1 protein-coding gene and 1 pseudogene are annotated in these 1,434 nt (G+C 48.7%); both read left to right on the top strand.

Annotated features, from left to right (window positions below):
- Positions 1–139 precede the first annotated feature (139 nt).
- Positions 140–562 (top strand): annotated as a pseudogene (locus tag DNK49_RS25285) (hypothetical protein); the annotation flags it as partial.
- On the top strand, positions 547–1,212 hold the full coding sequence (locus DNK49_RS24015) for a hypothetical protein (protein ID WP_133255166.1): 666 nt from the start codon (positions 547–549) through the stop codon (positions 1,210–1,212). The pseudogene DNK49_RS25285 and the gene DNK49_RS24015, both read left to right, overlap by 16 nt.
- Positions 1,213–1,434: the final 222 nt, after the last annotated feature.

Below are 1,434 nucleotides of genomic sequence, written 5' to 3'. Positions count from 1 at the left end.
CGTCATGGGAGCCCCAAAAGACGAGGAAGCTACACAAAATCAGCGACTGTGAACAGGGGTTTTGTAAATGCATGACCGTAAACGTGATTTTGGATTCCGCTATGTCAGATAGGTGCGATAGCCCTGGTACTACGATCCAACGCAGGGGCGGTATGTGACGCAGGATCCGATTGGGTTGTGGGGTGGCTTAAACGGATATGCTTACCCAATAAACCCACTGAGGCGAGTTGACCCCTTAGGCCTCGACGGAGTTTCACCTCAACTCGCGAATGCGCGCGATACCGCTATAAACGCGGCGATCACAGCGGGAACGAATGGGATGTCAAACTCACCAGGTGGTCTGATATCGGCGGGAACTGCAGCCAGTCAGGGCGCCACGGCAATTGGTAGCGTTCTAGAATCTGCCGCACGCAATGACCACCGTATATTCATGGCTCTTGGCGACCATACAATGAATACCAACACCTGCATTGGAGAAGAAGTAAACAAGATCGACTGGAATGAATTCAATACCTTTGAAGAAGGATACAGCCATGTTGTCAGCATATGTCTAAAAAAATAAAATCGGGGTTTTACAATGCAATTCTAGCGGTGTTTTTTGTTTTCGGATGTCAGTCACAAAGAACAACACTGGATGTTCATACAGGCACACTCACGGAGATCACGACCCTTAATGAGATTCCAGAAGACGAGTTGAACTTTGCTATAAAAATGAATAGAACAGGGCGTAGCGACGACTACTTCTCTGCAAAACTAAATTTTGTCGATATGAATGGATATCGAATAATATATATCGATGGACAGGACGGAATTCTTATTGCGAGAAATAGACAAGTAATTGCAAAAATTGAAAAAACAAAATCAACAATCTATAAAAACCTCCTTGGAGCACCGTCTCTTGGATTCGAAGCCGCAACCGTGGGGCCTAACTATATAACATACAAAGGGGATAAACTTACAGTTGAAGATTTTGGGTACGATGGTCCCGATGTAATCTATGAAACAGGGGAGGCGTTGAATGCAAAATCGTTCATTAATAATAACAGCTGTAAGAAATTGCTAACGGCAGCAGCCGGCGTCGCATGCTGCGTAGACGTGAACGGCACCCTTGTAGGCTACAAGTTCTCAATTGAGACAGGCTGGATAACGTCCCTTTCACCGACCCATAGGAATGCTTGCAATCGCCTCATCAAGAGTGTTTCTCATCAATAAATGGAATCAAAAGGGTCAGAGTCGTTTGAAGCCGCACCTACAACGCCGTGGGCCGTCTCATCGCCCGTCACCTGCCGGCCACCGCATGTGCGCCCGCGATCACCGAGCATTTCGCCTGGCGCGCCGATGGCCAGCTGGCCTCCTTTACCAGCCCCACGGCCGAGGTACGCTTCGCCTTCGATGCGGCCGGACGGGTGGTGCGCGAGTCGCAGTCGCATACGA

It is taken from the genome of Parazoarcus communis SWub3 = DSM 12120, assembly GCF_003226565.1.
Lineage (GTDB): Bacteria > Pseudomonadota > Gammaproteobacteria > Burkholderiales > Rhodocyclaceae > Parazoarcus > Parazoarcus communis.
This window is presented reverse-complemented; position numbering and strand designations above follow the sequence as displayed.